This window comes from Streptomyces sp. Q2 (assembly GCF_056820935.1).
Map to the genome: position 1 here is coordinate 74,076 of NZ_JBXEJE010000027.1, position 16,494 is coordinate 90,569.

The window sequence follows — 16,494 nt, forward strand, 5'->3', positions numbered from 1 at the left end:
GTCATGCCGTCGACCCGCCCTCTCAGGCCGTCGCGGACCGGTACTTCCGCACCGCCAGCGTCCTGAACAGGATGATGATCAGGACCGAGTAGATCATCGAGGCCCACACGGCGTGCTGCATCGGCCAGGCGTCCGAGGTCGAGACCCCCGGGTTGCCGAACAGCTCGCGGCAGGCCTGGACGGTGGCGCTGAAGGGATTCCAGTCGGCGACGTGACGCAGCCAGGGCGTCATCTGGCTGGAGTCCACGAACGCGTTCGAGACGAACGTCACCGGGAAGAGCCAGATCAGCCCGCCCGAGGTGGCCGCCTCCGGTGTCCGCACGGACAGACCGATCACCGCGCCGATCCAGGTGAACGCGTATCCCGTCAGGAGCAGCAGCCCGAAGGCACCGAGCACCTCACCCACGCTGGTGTGGGTGCGCCATCCGACCAGCAGGGCGACGACGGCCAGCACGAACAGGGTGAGCGCGGTCTGCACCAGGTCGGCGAGCGTCCGTCCGGTCAGCACCGCGCCGCGCGCCATGGGCAGCGAGCGGAAACGGTCGATGAGCCCCTTGTGCATGTCGTCGGCGATGCCCGCGCCGGCGCCCGCGGTGGCGAAGGTGACCGTCTGCGCGAAGATGCCCGCCATCAGGAACTCGCGGTAGACGCCGGGGTCGGTGGTGCCGCCGATGTTCATCGACCCGCCGAACACGTAGCTGAACAGCACCACGAACATGATGGGCTGGATGAGCCCGAAGATGACCATCTCCGGGATGCGGGACATCCTGATCAGGTTGCGTTTGGCGACCACCAGCGAGTCGCGGACCGACTGGGTGACGGGGTTGGTGGGCGCCGTGATCCGCACGGCATCGGTGACGGCACTCACTTGGCGGTCTCCTTCTTGTGCCGACGGTCTTTGGCATCCTTGGTGTCTTCGGCGTCCGCGGCGTTCTTGACGCCTTTGGCGCTCTTGGCGTTCTTGGTGCCCGCGCCGTTCTCCTCGTCCCTGATTTCGGCCACGTGGCCGGTCAGGGAGAGGAAGACGTCGTCAAGGGTCGGGCGGCGCAGGCCGATGTCGTCTATCTCGATGCCGCGGGCGTCCAGTTCGCGGATGACCTCGGCGAGGAGCTTCGCGCCGCCGGTGACGGGCACGGTGAGCTTGCGGGTGTGTTCCTCCACGGTGGTCTCGCCCTTGCCGAAGCCGCCCAGCACCTCGCGGGCGGTGGGGATGTGCTCCCGCTCGTGCACCACGACCTCGACGCGCTCGCCGCCGGTGCGGGCCTTGAGCTGGTCGGAGGTGCCGCGGGCGATGACACGGCCGTGGTCGACCACGGCGATGTCGTGGGCGAGGTGGTCGGCCTCTTCCAGGTACTGGGTGGTCAGCAGCAGGGTCGTACCGCCCAGGACCAGCTGTTTGATGACCTCCCACAGCTGCTGCCGGTTTCGCGGGTCGAGGCCGGTCGTCGGCTCGTCCATGAACATCACGGGCGGCGACACGACGAGCGCCGCGGCAAGGTCGAGGCGGCGGCGCATGCCGCCGGAGTAGGTCTTGGCGGGGCGGTCGGCCGCGTCGGACAGGTGGAACTGCTCCAGCAGTTCCTCGGCCCGGGCCTTCGCGGCCTTGGCCTTCATCTGGTAGAGCTGGCCGACCATCTGGATGTTCTCGCGGCCGGTCAGGTATTCGTCGACCGCGGCGAACTGGCCGGACAGGCCGATCGAGCGCCGCACCTCGTTGGGCTGCTTGAGCACGTCGAGGCCGGCGACGACCGCCCTGCCGCTGTCGGGGCGCAGCAGCGTCGTCAGACAGCGGACGGTGGTCGTCTTGCCCGCGCCGTTCGGCCCGAGCAGGCCCAGCACGGTGCCCTCGGGGACATCGAGGTCGACGCCGTCCAGAGCCCTTACGTCACCGAAGGTCTTGACCAGGCCTTCGGCATAGATGGCGCCTGGCATATGAGTCTCCACGTCGTCGGGGATTCTTCGGAAGGTTCGAAGCGTTCGGAAAGGCGGAGTAGGGGTGGCACGGGACACACCGTAACGCGATGTATCGCGTCTCTCAACGGACTTACCCGATCGGGTGACAAAGAGGCGCCTGACCTCAGCCGATGACCGTGTAGCCCGCGTCGCGCAGGGCCCGGCCGACCTCGGCGCAGTGCGCCGGTCCCTTCGTCTCCAGGTGCAGCTCGACCTCCGCCTCCGTGAGCCCGAGCCGTGGATCGGTCCGTACGTGGCCCACATCGAGGACGTTAGCGTCCACCACTGACAACACGCCGAGAAGCGTCGCGAGGGCTCCGGGCCGGTCCGTCAGCCGAAGACGTACGGCCAGGTAGCGGCCCTGCGCGGCCAGTCCGTGGGTCAGCACCCGCTGCATCAGCAGCGGATCGACGTTGCCGCCGGAGAGCACCGCCACGACCGGCCCCTCGAAGGAGCCGGGGTCGCTCAGCAGCGCGGCGACCGGGCTCGCCCCGGCCGGCTCGACGACCAGTTTGGCCCGCTCCAGGCACAGCAGCAGCCCGGTGGACAGCTCGTCCTCCGTCACCGTGCGCACCTCGTCCACCAGCTCGCCGATGATCCCGAACGGCACGTCGCCGGGCCGCCCGACCTTGATGCCGTCGGCCATCGTCGCCGGGTTCTCGATCAGCACCGGGCGCCCGGCCGCCAGCGAGGGCGGGTACGCGGCCGCGCCCGCCGCCTGGACGCCCACGATCCGCACGTCCGGCCTGAGTGACTTCACCGCGACCGCGATGCCGGCCGCCAGCCCTCCGCCGCCGATGCCGACGACGATCGTGCGCACTTCGGGGCACTGCTCCAGGATCTCCAGGCCGACCGTGCCCTGGCCTGCGATGATGTCAGGGTGGTCGAACGGGTGGATGAACACCGCGCCGGTCGCCTCCGCGTACTCCTGCGCGGCGGCCAGCGTCTCGTCGACCACCTGCCCGTGCAGGCGCACCTCGGCGCCGTAGTGCCGGGTGGCACTGATCTTCGGCAGGGGGGCACCCTTCGGCATGAACACCGTGGCGCCCACGCCGAGCAGCGACGACGCCAGTGCCACGCCCTGCGCGTGGTTGCCCGCGCTGGCCGCGACGACACCCGCGGCCCGCTCCTCGGGCAGCAGCCCGGCGATACGGACGTACGCGCCGCGCAGCTTGAACGAGCCCGTCCGCTGCAGGTTCTCGCACTTGAAGTGGACCGGCGCGCCGACCAGCCGGGTCAGATGCCGGCTGCCCTCCATCGCGGTCACCCTCGCCACGCCCGAGAGCATCTTCTGGGCACCGCGTACGTCGTCGAGCGTCACCGGCGGCACGGAGGGGACCTGGCGGTAGTTCATGACTCAAGTCTCGCAGTTCACACGCGCGGGCCACCTTCGTGACCAACCTCCGAGACCGGTTTGCGCAGCCCCGGTACGGCCCGCCTCCGGGCCGCGTACCCTGTCCCCCAATCCAGCACCCCCTTCACGAAGTGAGCCTCCGGCCATGCCCACAACACCTGAAATGTCGATGGACATGACGACCGTCGGTGACAGCGGTCTCCTCGACACGCTGCAGCACGAGGTGGCGGTGTTCGCCCGACGTGCCGAACAGACCCGGCTCGGCGGCGTGGGGCAGGTGCGCAACTCCATGGACCGCGCCGCGTACCTGCTGCTGAACCGGCTCGACAAGGAAGGCCCGATGGGCGTCAAGGCGCTCGCCGCGAGCATGGGCATCGACTCGTCGACGGTCACCCGTCAGGTCGCTCCGCTCGTCGACACCGGGCTCGTCAAGCGGACCTCGCACCCCGAGGACGGGCGGGCGGTGGTGCTCCAGTTGTCTCCGCGCGGGCTGTCCCGCCTCGAGGAAGTGCGCTCCTCGCGGCGTCAGTTGATGGCCGAGCTGACACACGACTGGGCGCCTGAGGAGCGCGAGGCGTTCTGCACGCTCCTCACGCGCTTCAACACCGCCCTGTCCACCCGGATGGCGGGGCATGAGGTATCCGGGGCCGACGCGCCGTCCGCCTCCTGACGGCCGGCTCCCCGCACACCGGCGCGGAGCTCTCGGCCCTGCGCGGCTCTTGACCAACGGGCCGCGCCTGGCCTCATATGAGACCGGGTCCCCTTCGTACACCGTTTCGCATGCCGTACGGGGCCGGGCCCGTTCTCTCAGGATCGCCCTCAGGCGGGAGGTGCGGTGCGGCAACGGCAAGCGGCCCAGGGCGCCCGCCGGGCCCTCGAGTTCGAGGCGTTCGTCGCGGGTGCGGCCGGGCGGCTGCTGCACGCCGCCACGCTCCTCACGGCGGAGGAGCCGCACGACAACCCGCGCGCGCGGCGCCTGCTGACGCTGGCTCTGGCGCACACGTACGCGTGCTGGGACCGGCTGCGCGGCGAGGACCCGTACGACCGGACCCGCCAGTACCTGGCCACCCGCTTCGCGCGCGGGGCGTGGCACCACTACGGCGGCCTCGTCCCGGCCCGCCGCCACCCCGCCGGCGTCCTGGCCCGGCTGGCTCCGCAGGAGCGCCTGATCCTCGTCCTGAGGCTGTACGAGGGCGTCGCCGAGGAACAGGCGGCGGCACTCCTCGGGGTGCCCGTGGAACGCGTCCGCACCCTCTGCGACCGGGCCACGGCGACCATGCTGCATCCGCCCCGGGGCCCGGCGCCGTCGGTGGCCGGCCCGAGGGTGGCGCCGTCATGAGGCGGCCCGGCGGCCGGAGGCGCGCGTGAACCGGCCCGAGCGGGAGGCCGCCGTACGGCGGATCATGGAGCGGTCCGTGCCGTCCGTACCCCCGGAGCTGTACGGAGAGGTCGTGCGGCGCGGCGGCCGCATGCTGCGCCGCAGGACGGCCGCCCGGCGTCTTCTGTGGCTGCTGCTCGTCGCCGCGACCGTCGCCTTCGTGGTCTGGGCGCTGATGGCCCAGCCGTGGGTGGAGCCGCCGTCGGACACGACTCCACCGCTCACGGACTGGTGACCCCCGGCGGGCGTTCGCGGCGACCGGCCCGGGGGCGGCAGGTGCCTAGCCGAGGGCCTGCTGGAGGTCCTCCAAAAGGTCCTCGGCGTTCTCGATGCCCACGGACAGGCGTACGAGGTCGGCGGGCACCTCCAGGGCCGAGCCGGCCGTGGACGCGTGCGTCATGCGGCCGGGGTGCTCGATGAGCGACTCGACGCCGCCCAGGGACTCGCCGAGCGTGAACACCTTGGCGCGGTTGCAGACCTCGACGGCCGCCTCCTCGCCGCCCGCGACCTGGAAGGAGACCATGCCGCCGAAGGCCCGCATCTGCTTGGCGGCGACCTCGTGCCCCGGGTGCTCGGGCAGACCCGGGTACAGGACCTTCGTCACGCGCGCGTGCCGGGTCAGCATGTCGGCCACCTTGGTGGCGTTCTCGCTGTGCCGGTCCATGCGCACCGACAGCGTCTTCGTGCCGCGCAGCACCAGCCACGAGTCGAAGGGCCCGGCGACCGCGCCCATCGCGTTCTGGTGGTACGCCAGCTCCTCGCCCAGCTCCGGGTCGCCGACGATCAGGGCGCCGCCGACGACGTCGGAGTGGCCGCCCATGTACTTGGTCAGCGAGTGCACCACGACGTCCGCGCCGAGGGACAGCGGCTGCTGCAGGTACGGCGTGGCGAAGGTGTTGTCGACGACGAGCCGCGCGCCCGCGTCCCGGGAGACCTGGGCGAGGGCGGCGATGTCGGTGATACCGAGCAGCGGGTTGGACGGGGTCTCCACCCACACCGCCTTGGTCTTCGGGGTGATGGCGGCCCGTACCGCGGACGGGTCGCTGGTGTCGGCGACCGACCACTCCACACCCCACCGGGAGACGACCTTGGCGAACAGGCGGAACGTGCCGCCGTACGCGTCGTTGGGGATGACCACGTGGTCGCCGGGGCTGAGCAGCGTACGCAACAGGCAGTCCTCGGCCGCCAGTCCGGACGCGAACGCGAGGCCGCGGCGGCCGCCCTCCAGGGCCGCGAGGTTCTCTTCCAGGGCCGTCCTGGTCGGGTTGGCGCTGCGGCTGTACTCGTAGCCGCCGCGCAGGCCGCCGACGCCGTCCTGCTTGTAGGTCGAGACCTGGTAGATCGGCGGGACGACCGCGCCGGTGAGGGGATCCGCGGTGTTGCCCGCGTGGATCGCGAGGGTCTCGAAGTGCTGACTGATGTGCCTGTCGCTCATGGGCACCGAGCGTAGTGCGCCCGGGAGTTTTCCACAGGCGCCGACCGGGTTGGCCAATTGTCCGAGGCGTCTGGAACCCTTGAGACATGGAAATTCTCTGGGTCCTGATGGCGCTGGTCATGCTCGGCTTCGTGCTGCTTCCCGTCATGCGGCGCCGGCGCGGCATGATCGAGCAGGTCCCGCCGGGCCATCCGGACGCCGCGGACCCGGCGAACTACGGCTTCGCGCTGCAGGAGGAGCTGGACGTCCGGATGCCCGGCCCCGACCAGGACCTGGTGGACGTCCTGGACCTGGTGCAGCGCACCCAGGACCACCGGGCGGCGGCCCAGCTCCTCGCCGGTACGGAGGCGGAGGGCGAGCTGCGGTGGCAGCGCGTCCAGGCCTTCGCGGGGGCCGCCTCGCTGGAGCTGCGGCAGCGGCCCGGCGGGGTGAGCGAGACGCCGGGCGGGCAGTGGCTGCGGGTGTGGCGGGCCGAGGCGCCGAAGGACGCGGGCGGCGCGGCGGTGCAGGCGGAGTTCCTGGTGCAGCAGGCGTGGCGGACGGCGACGCCGGGCACGGACGAGTTCCGGATCATCATGGAGGAGGCCAGGTCCGCGGTCGGCGACGCGGCCCTGCTGGCCCCCGGCGACCCGATCCCGTACATCGTCGAGCTGTCGGTGGCGCGCGGACTGGCGTACTCGCGGCCGGAGTTCGAGCAGCTCTGGCTGAAGATCCTGGACCGCGCCCCGAACCACATGGGGGCGCATCTGGCCGCCCTGCACTACTGGTGCGAGAAGTGGCACGGCTCGCGCGAGCAGGCGTACGGCTTCGCGGAAGCGGCGGCGGCGAGAGCTCCCCGGGGCTCGCTCCTGGCGGCCATGCCCCTCTTCGCGGTCTTCGAGCACCTCCCCGAGGTGAACCTGGTCAGCGGCTTCTACCAGAGCGAGACCGTGACGAAGGCGATCCACGGCGCGCTGTACGCCGTCCACTCGGCCCGCGCCGACGACCCGATGCTGGCGCACGTGCGCCACCTGCTGGTCTTCTTCCTGGTGCGCGCCGAGCGCTGGGCGGAGGCGATGAGCCAGCTCGTGCACGTCGACGGCCACGTCGGCGCCCTCCCCTGGACGCTGTCCCCCGACCCGGCCGCGGAGTTCGCGGTCTACCGGGCCCTGGCGGTCGCGGGCTACGAGGCGAACGGCGGCAGCCCGGCGACACTGCCCAACTGAGACGACGGCCGGATGGCGGGTGGCCGGTGCCACGGGCGGCCCGCCGTGGAACCGGCTGTCACGAGCGGGCCGCCTCGCGGTCAGCCCTGCGTGCGGGTGGGCAGTCGCCATCCCGGGCGCGGGAAGTGGCAGGTGTAGCCGTTCGGATAACGCTGCAGGTAGTCCTGGTGCTCGGGCTCGGCCTCCCAGAAGGGACCGACCGGCTCCACCTCGGTGACGACCTTGCCCGGCCACAGTCCGGAGGCGTCCACATCCGCGATCGTGTCCTCGGCGATCCTCTTCTGCTCGTCGTCCACGTAGTAGATCGCCGAGCGGTAGCTGAGGCCGATGTCGTTGCCCTGGCGGTTCTTGGTGCTCGGGTCGTGGATCTGGAAGAAGAACTCCAGGATCGCGCGGTAGTCGGTCTCCGCGGGGTCGAAAAGGATCTCGATGGCCTCCGCGTGCGTGCCGTGGTTACGGTACGTCGCGTTCGGCACGTCACCGCCGGTGTATCCGACCCGGGTCGCCGTCACGCCCGGGAGTCGGCGGATCAGCTCCTCCATCCCCCAGAAGCATCCGCCCGCCAGCACGGCCCTCTGCGTCTGCACAGCCATTACGGCCCCTCCAATATCGGTCAGCTCGGTCGCTCGGGCTGCTCGGCTCACACACCACCGGCATCCCGGCCCACCCCGCTCAACGCACGAGGGGCCCCGGCGATTCCGTGCCCGTCCGACCGACCCCGCGGTCGCCGATCACCAGCCCACGCCCCTTTGATCGTCACCGTCCGCATCGCCGCGGGCGCGCCCAGCCCCGGTCGCGGCCTTCCGCCCCGCGTGCGAGCCTGGATTCATGATCCGGAAAACACCTGGTCACCGGCCCGTGCGGGGGAGCTGACGGACGGTGGGCGCCAGGTGGGGGGAGGCCTCGAAGGGAGTTGCGCCGCATGAGCCCGGTCGCCGCGTCACCTGTGCGCCTCGAAGCGTTTCTCGATCCCCGGCTGTCCAGATGGCTGTGGCTGGTGAAGTGGCTCCTCGCCATCCCGCACTACATCGTGCTGTTCTTCCTGTGGATCGCGTTCGTCGTCGTGACCGTCATCGCGTTCTTCGCCATCCTGTTCACCGGCCGATACCCACGGTCCCTCTTCGACTTCAGTGTCGGCGTGATGCGCTGGAACTGGCGCGTCAGCTACTACGCCCACACCGCGCTCGGCACCGACCGGTACCCGCCGTTCACCCTCGCGGACGTGCCCGACTATCCGGCGCATTTCGACGTCGCCTATCCCGAGCGCCTCTCCCGCGGCCTGGTCCTGGTGAAGTGGTGGCTGCTGGTGATCCCGCAGTGCATCGTCGTCGGGATGTTCGTCGGTGGCGGCTGGGGTTGGGGAGAAGGGGGCGCCTGGCGTGGCGGCGGCCTGATTCCCTTCCTCTCCCTGGTCGCCGTGATCATCCTGGCGTTCACCGCCCGGTACCCGGTGCACCTCTTCGACTTCCTGATCGGCCTGGCCCGCTGGGTCGCGCGGGTCACCGCCTATGCCGCCCTGCTGACCGATCAGTACCCGCCGTTCCGTCTCGACCTGGGCGCGCAGGACCCCCCGCCGACGAGGACCTCGGTGAGCAAGGAGACGTAGCCCTGCGCTCGGCGTCGAGGGAATCTCGGTTGCCTGCGACGGCCCGGTGAGGGCTAGATACCTGTATGGCCGACATTCAGGGCTCGTACGACGATCTGTTCACCGCGGTGCCCAGCGCGCTGGCCGCCTTCCTGGACGAGGGGGACGCGGGCGCCTCGGTGGCGGTCTTCGTGGACGGCGAGCCCGTGGTGGACGTCTGGGGCGGGTTCGCCGACGCGGAGCGCACGGTGCCGTGGGAGCGGGACACGATCGTCAACGTCTGGTCCGTCACGAAGACGATGACGGCGCTGTGCGCCCTGGTCCTGGCCGACCGCGGTGATCTCGACCTGGACGCACCGGTCGCCCGGTACTGGCCGCAGTTCGCCGCGGCGGGCAAGGAGAAGGTGCTGGTGCGGCACCTGCTCTCGCACACCGCGGGCCTGCCCGACTGGGAGGGGCCGGTCGACGAGCTCTACGACTGGACGTCCGCCACGGCACGGCTGGCGGGGCAGGCGCCTCGGTGGGAGCCGGGCAGCGCGGCCGGGTACCACTCGATCACCCAGGGATTCCTGGTGGGCGAGGTCGTACGCCGGATCACCGGCCGGAGCGTCGGCGACTACTTCGCCGAGGAGGTGGCCGGACCCCTGGGCGCGGACTTCCACGTCGGACTGTCCGCCGAACACGACCACCGCGTGGCCCTCACCATCCCGCCCCCTTCCCGGGACGACGACTACACCGCGAGCACGCCCGCCGGCAACACGAACCCGGCCGCCGGAACCGGGATGCGGGTCCGCGACGGGAACAGCGTGGCCTGGCGCCGCGCGCAGATCCCCGCGGCGAGCGGATTCGGCAACGCCCGCTCGGTCGCCCTCGTGCAGTCGGTGATGGCCTGCGGAGGAGCGGCGCGGGGCGTGCGGTTGCTGTCGCAGGCGGGCTGTGAGCGGGCGTGGGTGGAGCAGTTCAGCGGTGACGACCGGATCCTGGGCATGCCGGTGCGCTACGGCCTGGGCTACGGGCTGTTCGGCAGCACCTACGGGTGGGGCGGCTGGGGCGGCTCACTCGTGATGATCGAACCCGACGCGCGCATGGCGGTGGCGTACGTGACGAACCAGATGCGCGAACCCGCGGAGGACCAGCGGGGGTTGGAGATCGTCATGTCCGCCTACGACGGCCTCAAGGGTCTGCGCCCCTGACCGTCGGAAGGTCCCGGTCCGGACGAATCTCCCGATCCGACCGAAGGGCCCGATCCGGAAGAAGGGCCCGATCCGACCGAAGGTCCCGATCCGACCGATCGCAGCGCGTCATGCGGTGGTCGGATCGCGTCGATCACTTCGCGAGGAACGCGCCGCCCTCTTGCCGCGGTCGGCCGCAGGCGCTTCACTGATCGCGGCTCACACCCCCCACAGGAGAACACCCGTCCCACCCCAGCCGAAGGGTCTTCTCTTGACCGACAGACGTGCCACCACCACGGCCCGCATCAGCACCACGGCCCGCGCCACCACCATGGCCCGCGCCACCACCGTCACCGCGGCGGCCTGCGCCGCCGTGCTCGCGACCGCGCTGCCCTCGTCAGCGATCAACTCCTACAACGCGACCCCCGCGCCGGAGCGCACCGAGGTCGGCGCCCTCGTCGCCACCTGGGACAACGACGCGAACCCGGCGACCCCGGACCGCGTCGACTGGGTCTGCTCAGGCACCATGATCGACGGGAACACCTTCCTGACCGCCGCCCACTGCACCACGGACTGGCCGGACAACGTGCGGTTCTACGTGTCCCTGGACCAGAACGTCCAGGCCGGACTCGACGCCGCCGCCGTCAAGTACCCCGGCGACCCGGCCGCGCAGGCCGCCGCCGTGGGCGTCCAGGGCACCGCCCACACGGACCCCGCCTACCCCGGCCCTGCCTCCGACACGCACGACATCGCGGTGGTCGATCTGCCCGCCCAACAGCTGAAGGCGCGCTGGACGTTCACCCCTGCGGCTCTGCCGACCGCCGACCAGTTCGGCGCACTCGGCGCCAAGGGGCTCAACGCCGCCGACTGGTTCGTCGCGGGGTACGGCACCCAGGAAGCCGTCAACGGACCGGGCGGCCAGACCCACCCGGGCGGCGGGGTTCGCATGAAGGCACCGGTGACCTTCGACGCCCTCAACAACGCGTGGATACGGCTGGCGATGACCGCGCCCCAAGGCAACGGCGGTGCCTGTTACGGCGATTCGGGCGGCCCCAACTTCGCGGTCGTCGGCGGCAGGACCATCCTCGCCGCGACGACCATCACCGGCGACACCCCGTGCTACGCCACCAACGTGACCTACCGCCTCGACACCCCCGGAGCCCGGGCCTTCCTGTCCCCCTTCGTCAAACTGCCCTAGAGCGGCCCTAGGAAGGCCCTGGAACTGCCCTGGCGGCTTCCCCCGTCGGCCCTCGCGTGACACCGGGGCCGGCGGGCGGCCGGGCTTGCCGGACCGGGCCTGCCAGACGGGGATTGCCCGACGGGGACTGCCGGGCCGGGCCCGCCGATCCGCGTCGCTCAACTCCCGCTGCCGTACGGCCGCGTGAGTATCTCCAGGTTGTGCCCGTTCGGATCGTCGAAGTACGTACCCCGGCCCCCGTCGTTGTGGTTGATCTCCCCCACCCGGCTGTGGAACGGGTCCGCCCAGTAGGTCAGACCGGCGTCCCGGACGCGGGTGAAGATCGTGTCGAAGTCGTCCTCGGAGACGAGGAAGGCGTAGTGCTGCGGGGTGATCGGGCCGGGGGTGTCGATGTAGTCGAGGGTCACGCCGTTGGGGATCTCGACAGGGGTGAAGGGGCCGTACGGCGGGCTCACCTCCAGGCCCAGGATGTCGGCGAGGAACCGGGCCGAGGTGTTCTTGTCGTGTGCGGCGACGATGGTGTGGTTCAGCTGGACGGTCATCGCGCGGGCCTCCTCGCGCCGAGTGCGGGCCTCCTTCGTACCGACCATACTCCGCGACCGGTTAAGGTAAGCCTTGCCTTAGCAAAACGGTTTATCGCTGAACGAGTGCAACGGTGCCAGGACTCCGGTGAACCAGTACATCGTCGGAGTCGTCGTGCGCGCAGTAGCAATGCAGGCCGTCCTGGCCGCGACCGTCGTCGGAGGGCTGCTCGCCGGCTGCTCGGCCTCGGACGGCGGTGACGGGAGCGCGGAGAAGGCGGAGGGGGCGCGCAACCCGGTGATGGGCGCCTCGGCAGGGGCCACGGAGGGGCCGTCCGCCGCACCGAGCGCCCTCGCCGACGGCATGGGCGCCGACACGGACACCGACGGGACGTTCCCGCGGACCGTCACCCACTTCCAGGGCAAGGCGACCATCGAGGCCGAGCCGAAGAGGACCGCCGTCCTCAGCACCGGTCAGCTCGACGACCTGCTGTCCCTGGGGATCGTGCCCACGGCCACCACCCGCGCCGATAACGCCGGGCTCGTGCCCGACTACCTCACCGACGCCTTCCCGAAGGACAAGGCACGGCTCGCCGGCATGACCGACGCGGGCACCCGGCAGGCACCCAACCTGGAGTCCCTCGCCGCCGCCGAGCCGGACCTGATCCTCGCCAACGACTCGCTCGGCGACCTGTACCCCAAGCTGTCGAAGATCGCGCCCACCGTGATCACCGCCGGCAACGGCATCAACTGGAAGCGCGACCTGCTCCTCGTCGGCGAGGCCGTCGGCAAGGGCGAGGCGGCCCAGGACCTGCTGGACGACATCGCCGCCGACGCCGCCGAGAAGGGCGCGGACCTCGGCGATCCCACCGTGTCCATGGTGCGGTTCACACCCGACCGCACCCGCATGTTCGGCGTCGCGTCCTTCACCGGGTCCATCGCCGTCGACATGGGGCTGCCGCGGCCCGAGTCGCAGCGGTTCACCGCGATTTCCGAGGACATCGGCCCGGAGAGCATCGACACCGCCGACGGTGACTGGATCTTCTACTCCGTCCAGGGTGACGCCGGCGAGACCGACGCGGCGAGTGTCGTCGCCGGGCCGTTGTGGAAGTCGATGAAGGCCGTCGAGGCGGGGCAGGCCGTGAAGGTCGACGACGACCCCTGGTACCTCAACGCCGGTCCGACCGCCGCGCGTCTGGTGATACGACAGCTCGCCGAACACATCGGCAAGTGAGCCCCAGACACCTCGCCTGGCCGGCGGCCGTCCTCGCGGTGGCCGCCGTCGGCCTGCTCAGCCTCGCCGTCGGCACCCGCGCGGTGCCGCTGTCGGCCGTGTTCGACGCCCTGCTGCACGGTGGCGGTTCGCCGGACGCCCTGGTCGTACGGTCGCTGCGGATGCCGCGCACCGAGGTCGGGCTGACCGCGGGGGCCGCGCTCGGCGTCGCCGGCGCCGCACTCCAGGCCGTCACCCGCAACCCGCTCGCCGACCCCGGCATCCTCGGGCTGAGCCAGGGGGCCGCGGCCGGGGTCGTCCTCGCGATCGGGTTCGGGCTGGCGAACGGCTTCGGCGGGTACGTCTGGTACGCCTTCGCCGGTGCCGTCGGCGCCGCGTGTCTGGTGTACGCCCTCGCCGCGCGCGGACGGGAGGGGGCGTCGCCGGTGAAGCTGGCGCTGGCGGGCACGGCGCTGTCCGCGATGACCGCCGGTGCCACGACCGTCGTCCTCACCTCCAGCTCCGCCACGCTCGACCAGTTCCGGTTCTGGCAGGTCGGGGCGCTGAGCGGGCGGGACGCGGACACGGTCGTCCGCATGCTGCCGTTCCTGGCGGCCGGTGCGGTGCTGGTGCTGGCGTGTGCGCGCGGGCTGGACGCGCTGGCGTTGGGCGAGGAGACGGCACGGGCGCTGGGGCACCGGGTCCAGCTGGTGCGGGGTGCGGCGGCGCTGGGGGCGACCTTGCTGACGGCCGCCGCGGTGGCCGCGGCCGGTCCCATCGCCTTCGTCGGACTCGCGGTGCCGCACCTGGCGCGGCGGCTGGTCTCCGGGGGACATCGGGCGGTGCTGCCGCTGTCCGCGCTGCTGGGGGCGGCGCTGCTGCTGGGCGCGGATGTGGCGGGGCGGGTGGTACGGGCGCCCGCCGAGGTGCCGGCCGGGGTGATGACCGCGTTGGTGGGGGTGCCGGTGCTGGTGGTGCTGGTGCGGCGCAAGGGGGCCGTGGTGTGAAGGGGGCCCGGCGCTGGTCCTGGGCGGAGGTGGGTCGCGCAGCCCGGCGCCCGCGGGGTGCCGCCCGCGCCCACCCTCCCCCACTCCCGGCTTCGCTCGAGCGGGGGGACCCCCATCGCCCCAGCGGCACGACTGCCCGCGGGATGGCGAGGTCGGGCACCACCGCCCCCGGGACCACGGTGCTGCGGCCCCATCGCCGTGTCTCCCTCCTCCTTCACCGCCGTTCCGCCGCGGCCGCCGTGACGCTCCTCGTGCTCCTCGCGACCGTCATGCTGGCCTCCGCCTGTCTCGGGCAGACGTACGTCTCCCCTGGCGAGGTCTGGCACACCCTGCGCACCGGATCGGGGCCGTACGACCTGGTCGTCGGGGAGTTGCGGGTGCCGCGGATCGTGCTGGGGGTGCTGGTGGGGGCCGCTCTGGGAGTGGCGGGGGCGCTGGTGCAGACGGTCACCCGTAACCCGCTCGCCAGCCCGGACGTGATCGGCGTGGGGCACGGGGCCGCCGCCGCGACCGTGCTCGCCCTGGCGACCGGGACGGTCGGCTCGCCGGGCGCGATGCCCGTGGTGTCCGTGGCGGGCGGGCTCGGCGCCGCGGCCCTCGTCTACGTCCTGGCGTGGCGGCGCGGCATGCAGCCGGGTCGGTTCGTGCTGACCGGTGTGGGGATCGGGGTCGCGTTGTCCGCGATCGTCCAGCTGTACCTCACCGACAGCGAGCTGGAGGCCGCCGAGCAGGTCAAGCTGTGGCTGACCGGCAGCCTGAACGGGCGGGGCTGGGAGCAGGCGGGGCCGCTGGCCGGCGTGCTCCTGCTGTGTCTGCCCGCGCTGGTGTGGGCGGGGCGGGCCGTACGGCCGTTGGGACTCGACCCGGACACGGCGGCCGCGCTCGGCGTCCGGGTGGACCGGGCCCGCCTCGGCCTCACCGTGCTGGGGGTCGTCCTCGCCGCTACCGCGACAGGTGCCGCGGGACCGATCGGGTTCGTCGCGCTGACCGCGCCCCAGCTGGCCCGTCGGATCACCCGGACGCCGCACCTTCCGCTGCTGTGCTCGGCGTTGACCGGCGCGTTCGTGCTCGTCGCCGCCGACCTCGCGGCGCGCACGCTGCTGCCCCCGCTGGAGATCCCGGTCGGCGCGCTCACGTCGCTGGTCGGGGGGCCGTATCTGCTGTGGCTGCTGGGGCGTCGTACGGCGACACGCTGAAGGAGTCGTACGGCGGCACGCTGACGGGCCCCGGTGGATGATCCTCCGGGGCCCGTCAGCCGGTGCTCAGATCGTCGCGGTGTCGATCACGAACCGGTACCGCACGTCGCTGGCCTGCACGCGCTCGTACGCGTCGTTGATCTCGGAGGCGCCGATCAGCTCGATCTCCGCGCCGATGCCGTGCTCGGCGCAGAAGTCCAGCATTTCCTGGGTCTCCGCGATGCCGCCGATCATCGAACCGGCGAGGGTCTTGTTGCCGCCGATGAGGGAGAACAGGTTCAGGGCGACGGGCTCTTCCGGGGCGCCCACGTTCACCAGGGCGCCGCCCGTCTTCAGCAGGCTGAGGTAGGCGCCGAAGTCCAGCGGGGCCGACACGGTGGAGACGATGAGGTCGAAGGAGCCGGCGAGCTCCTCGAACGTCTTCGGGTCACCGGTCGCGTAGTAGTGGTCGGCGCCCAGCTTCAGGCCGTCGTCCTTCTTGCGCAGGGACTGCGAGAGGACCGTGACCTCGGCGCCGAGCGCGTGCGCGATCTTGACGCCCATGTGGCCGAGACCGCCGAGGCCGACCACGGCGACCTTCTTGCCGGGGCCCGCGCCCCACTGCTTGAGCGGCGAGTACGTGGTGATGCCCGCGCACAGGAGCGGTGCGGCGACGTCCAGGGCCAGGCCGTCGGGGATGCGGACGGTGAAGTTCTCGTCGACGACGACGTGGGTGGAGTAGCCGCCGTACGTGGGCTCGCCGTCCTTACCGATGGCGTTGTACGTGCCGACCGAGCCGCCGGTGCAGTGCTGCTCCAGGCCGGCCTTGCAGTTGTCGCACTCACGACAGGAGTCGACCAGGCAGCCGACGCCCACCCGGTCGCCGACCTTGAACTTGGTGACGCCGGAACCGACCTCGGTGACGACGCCCGCGATCTCGTGACCCGGGACCATCGGGAAGATCGCCTCACCCCAGCCCTCGCGGACCTGGTGGATGTCGGAGTGGCAGATGCCGGCGAACTTGATGTCGATCAGCACGTCGAACTCGCGGACCGCGCGACGCTCGATGGTGGTGCGCTCCAGCGGAGCCTTGCCGGCGGGGGCGGCGTACGCAGCAACAGTGGTCATGCGGAGGGTTCTCCTAGCAAAGGGTTTTTCCGTGCCCGGCTGCCTTCCGGCCGGGCACGCCCTCCAGCGTGCCTCACCGGACGGCTTTCACCCAGGCCACGGCTCTGCCTACGTTCACTGGTCCTACCACTGGCGGGGTCAGTTTGGTGTGCGTACGACCGTGAATACTG

At 71.7% G+C, this 16,494-nt stretch carries 17 protein-coding genes; 10 read left to right on the forward strand and 7 right to left on the reverse strand.

The genetic code is table 11. The features are described 5' to 3' along the window. Nucleotides 1–22: 22 nt before the first annotated feature. The 3 genes from ACWBNA_RS28850 to ilvA form a co-directional block, all read right to left on the reverse strand. Complete coding sequence (locus tag ACWBNA_RS28850) at nucleotides 23–868, reverse strand: ABC transporter permease (RefSeq protein WP_482707437.1); 846 nt, start codon at nucleotides 866–868, stop codon at nucleotides 23–25. Beyond that, a complete protein-coding gene (locus ACWBNA_RS28855; protein ID WP_482707438.1) occupies nucleotides 865–1,932 on the reverse strand; it encodes an ATP-binding cassette domain-containing protein in 1,068 nt (355 codons plus the stop codon). Before ACWBNA_RS28855 ends, ACWBNA_RS28850 begins: the two co-directional genes overlap by 4 nt. Nucleotides 1,933–2,077: 145 nt before the next feature. Beyond that, nucleotides 2,078–3,307: a threonine ammonia-lyase gene (ilvA, locus tag ACWBNA_RS28860; protein WP_482707439.1), complete on the reverse strand. Its 1,230-nt coding sequence runs from the start codon at nucleotides 3,305–3,307 to the stop codon at nucleotides 2,078–2,080. A 163-nt stretch (nucleotides 3,308–3,470) separates the two neighbouring features. Here ilvA and ACWBNA_RS28865 point away from each other — a divergent pair, with 163 nt between their 5' ends. The 3 genes from ACWBNA_RS28865 to ACWBNA_RS28875 all read left to right on the forward strand — a co-directional run bounded on the left by ACWBNA_RS28865 (nucleotide 3,471) and on the right by ACWBNA_RS28875 (nucleotide 4,920). Further along, a complete protein-coding gene (locus tag ACWBNA_RS28865; protein ID WP_482707514.1) occupies nucleotides 3,471–3,977 on the forward strand; it encodes a MarR family winged helix-turn-helix transcriptional regulator in 507 nt (168 codons plus the stop codon). Between the two features lie 165 nt (nucleotides 3,978–4,142). After that, nucleotides 4,143–4,646: a sigma factor-like helix-turn-helix DNA-binding protein gene (locus ACWBNA_RS28870; RefSeq protein WP_482707440.1), complete on the forward strand. Its 504-nt coding sequence runs from the start codon at nucleotides 4,143–4,145 to the stop codon at nucleotides 4,644–4,646. Between the two features lie 25 nt (nucleotides 4,647–4,671). After that, nucleotides 4,672–4,920: a hypothetical protein gene (locus ACWBNA_RS28875; RefSeq protein WP_482707441.1), complete on the forward strand. Its 249-nt coding sequence runs from the start codon at nucleotides 4,672–4,674 to the stop codon at nucleotides 4,918–4,920. Between the two features lie 45 nt (nucleotides 4,921–4,965). Here the strand turns inward: ACWBNA_RS28875 and ACWBNA_RS28880 are convergent, their stop codons facing one another. Then, nucleotides 4,966–6,120 (reverse strand): cystathionine gamma-synthase, encoded by a 1,155-nt coding sequence (locus ACWBNA_RS28880; RefSeq protein ID WP_482707442.1) that lies wholly within the window; start codon nucleotides 6,118–6,120, stop codon nucleotides 4,966–4,968. 86 nt (nucleotides 6,121–6,206) lie between these two features. Between ACWBNA_RS28880 and ACWBNA_RS28885 the strand changes: the two genes are divergently transcribed. Then, nucleotides 6,207–7,325 carry a hypothetical protein gene (locus tag ACWBNA_RS28885; RefSeq protein ID WP_482707443.1) on the forward strand — a complete coding sequence of 373 codons (1,119 nt, stop codon included), beginning with the start codon at nucleotides 6,207–6,209 and terminating at the stop codon, nucleotides 7,323–7,325. Between the two features lie 80 nt (nucleotides 7,326–7,405). On the opposite strand, the gene msrA is transcribed toward ACWBNA_RS28885, so the two are convergent. Continuing rightward, nucleotides 7,406–7,918 (reverse strand): peptide-methionine (S)-S-oxide reductase MsrA, encoded by a 513-nt coding sequence (gene msrA / locus ACWBNA_RS28890; protein WP_482707444.1) that lies wholly within the window; start codon nucleotides 7,916–7,918, stop codon nucleotides 7,406–7,408. A 329-nt stretch (nucleotides 7,919–8,247) separates the two neighbouring features. Between msrA and ACWBNA_RS28895 the strand changes: the two genes are divergently transcribed. The 3 genes from ACWBNA_RS28895 to ACWBNA_RS28905 all read left to right on the forward strand — a co-directional run bounded on the left by ACWBNA_RS28895 (nucleotide 8,248) and on the right by ACWBNA_RS28905 (nucleotide 11,280). After that, a complete protein-coding gene (locus ACWBNA_RS28895; RefSeq protein ID WP_482707445.1) occupies nucleotides 8,248–8,931 on the forward strand; it encodes a DUF4389 domain-containing protein in 684 nt (227 codons plus the stop codon). A 65-nt stretch (nucleotides 8,932–8,996) separates the two neighbouring features. Next, complete coding sequence (locus tag ACWBNA_RS28900; protein WP_482707446.1) at nucleotides 8,997–10,103, forward strand: serine hydrolase domain-containing protein; 1,107 nt, start codon at nucleotides 8,997–8,999, stop codon at nucleotides 10,101–10,103. 250 nt (nucleotides 10,104–10,353) lie between these two features. After that, nucleotides 10,354–11,280 (forward strand): trypsin-like serine protease, encoded by a 927-nt coding sequence (locus ACWBNA_RS28905; protein ID WP_482707447.1) that lies wholly within the window; start codon nucleotides 10,354–10,356, stop codon nucleotides 11,278–11,280. A 158-nt stretch (nucleotides 11,281–11,438) separates the two neighbouring features. Here ACWBNA_RS28905 and ACWBNA_RS28910 read toward each other — a convergent pair whose 3' ends face one another. After that, a complete protein-coding gene (locus ACWBNA_RS28910; protein WP_482707448.1) occupies nucleotides 11,439–11,822 on the reverse strand; it encodes a VOC family protein in 384 nt (127 codons plus the stop codon). Between the two features lie 154 nt (nucleotides 11,823–11,976). On the opposite strand from ACWBNA_RS28910, the gene ACWBNA_RS28915 reads away from it, so the two are divergent. The 3 genes from ACWBNA_RS28915 to ACWBNA_RS28925 all read left to right on the forward strand — a co-directional run bounded on the left by ACWBNA_RS28915 (nucleotide 11,977) and on the right by ACWBNA_RS28925 (nucleotide 15,217). Further along, the gene (locus ACWBNA_RS28915) at nucleotides 11,977–13,035 is read left to right on the forward strand and encodes an ABC transporter substrate-binding protein (protein WP_482707449.1); all 1,059 of its coding nucleotides are present in this window, start codon (nucleotides 11,977–11,979) and stop codon (nucleotides 13,033–13,035) included. After that, nucleotides 13,032–14,021, forward strand: coding sequence for a FecCD family ABC transporter permease (locus ACWBNA_RS28920; RefSeq protein WP_482707450.1), 990 nt, complete (start codon nucleotides 13,032–13,034; stop codon nucleotides 14,019–14,021). The genes ACWBNA_RS28915 and ACWBNA_RS28920 overlap by 4 nt, the downstream gene beginning before the upstream one ends. A gap of 143 nt (nucleotides 14,022–14,164) precedes the next feature. Further along, nucleotides 14,165–15,217, forward strand: coding sequence for a FecCD family ABC transporter permease (locus tag ACWBNA_RS28925; protein WP_482707451.1), 1,053 nt, complete (start codon nucleotides 14,165–14,167; stop codon nucleotides 15,215–15,217). A gap of 66 nt (nucleotides 15,218–15,283) precedes the next feature. Here ACWBNA_RS28925 and ACWBNA_RS28930 read toward each other — a convergent pair whose 3' ends face one another. Next, the gene (locus ACWBNA_RS28930) at nucleotides 15,284–16,324 is read right to left on the reverse strand and encodes an NAD(P)-dependent alcohol dehydrogenase (protein ID WP_482707452.1); all 1,041 of its coding nucleotides are present in this window, start codon (nucleotides 16,322–16,324) and stop codon (nucleotides 15,284–15,286) included. Between the last annotated feature and the right edge of the window lie 170 nt (nucleotides 16,325–16,494).

What these genes read in the sequence shown, in the direction of transcription:
- ACWBNA_RS28855 (WP_482707438.1), bottom strand. Translation starts at nt 1,932, where the DNA reads ATGCCAGGCGCCATCTATGCCGAAGGCCTGGTCAAGACCTTCGGTGAC.
- ilvA (WP_482707439.1), bottom strand. Translation starts at nt 3,307, where the DNA reads ATGAACTACCGCCAGGTCCCCTCCGTGCCGCCGGTGACGCTCGACGAC.
- ACWBNA_RS28865 (WP_482707514.1), top strand. Translation starts at nt 3,471, where the DNA reads ATGTCGATGGACATGACGACCGTCGGTGACAGCGGTCTCCTCGACACG.
- ACWBNA_RS28880 (WP_482707442.1), bottom strand. Translation starts at nt 6,120, where the DNA reads ATGAGCGACAGGCACATCAGTCAGCACTTCGAGACCCTCGCGATCCAC.
- ACWBNA_RS28885 (WP_482707443.1), top strand. Translation starts at nt 6,207, where the DNA reads ATGGAAATTCTCTGGGTCCTGATGGCGCTGGTCATGCTCGGCTTCGTG.
- msrA (WP_482707444.1), bottom strand. Translation starts at nt 7,918, where the DNA reads ATGGCTGTGCAGACGCAGAGGGCCGTGCTGGCGGGCGGATGCTTCTGG.
- ACWBNA_RS28895 (WP_482707445.1), top strand. Translation starts at nt 8,248, where the DNA reads ATGAGCCCGGTCGCCGCGTCACCTGTGCGCCTCGAAGCGTTTCTCGAT.
- ACWBNA_RS28900 (WP_482707446.1), top strand. Translation starts at nt 8,997, where the DNA reads ATGGCCGACATTCAGGGCTCGTACGACGATCTGTTCACCGCGGTGCCC.
- ACWBNA_RS28910 (WP_482707448.1), bottom strand. Translation starts at nt 11,822, where the DNA reads ATGACCGTCCAGCTGAACCACACCATCGTCGCCGCACACGACAAGAAC.
- ACWBNA_RS28925 (WP_482707451.1), top strand. Translation starts at nt 14,165, where the DNA reads ATGGCGAGGTCGGGCACCACCGCCCCCGGGACCACGGTGCTGCGGCCC.
- ACWBNA_RS28930 (WP_482707452.1), bottom strand. Translation starts at nt 16,324, where the DNA reads ATGACCACTGTTGCTGCGTACGCCGCCCCCGCCGGCAAGGCTCCGCTG.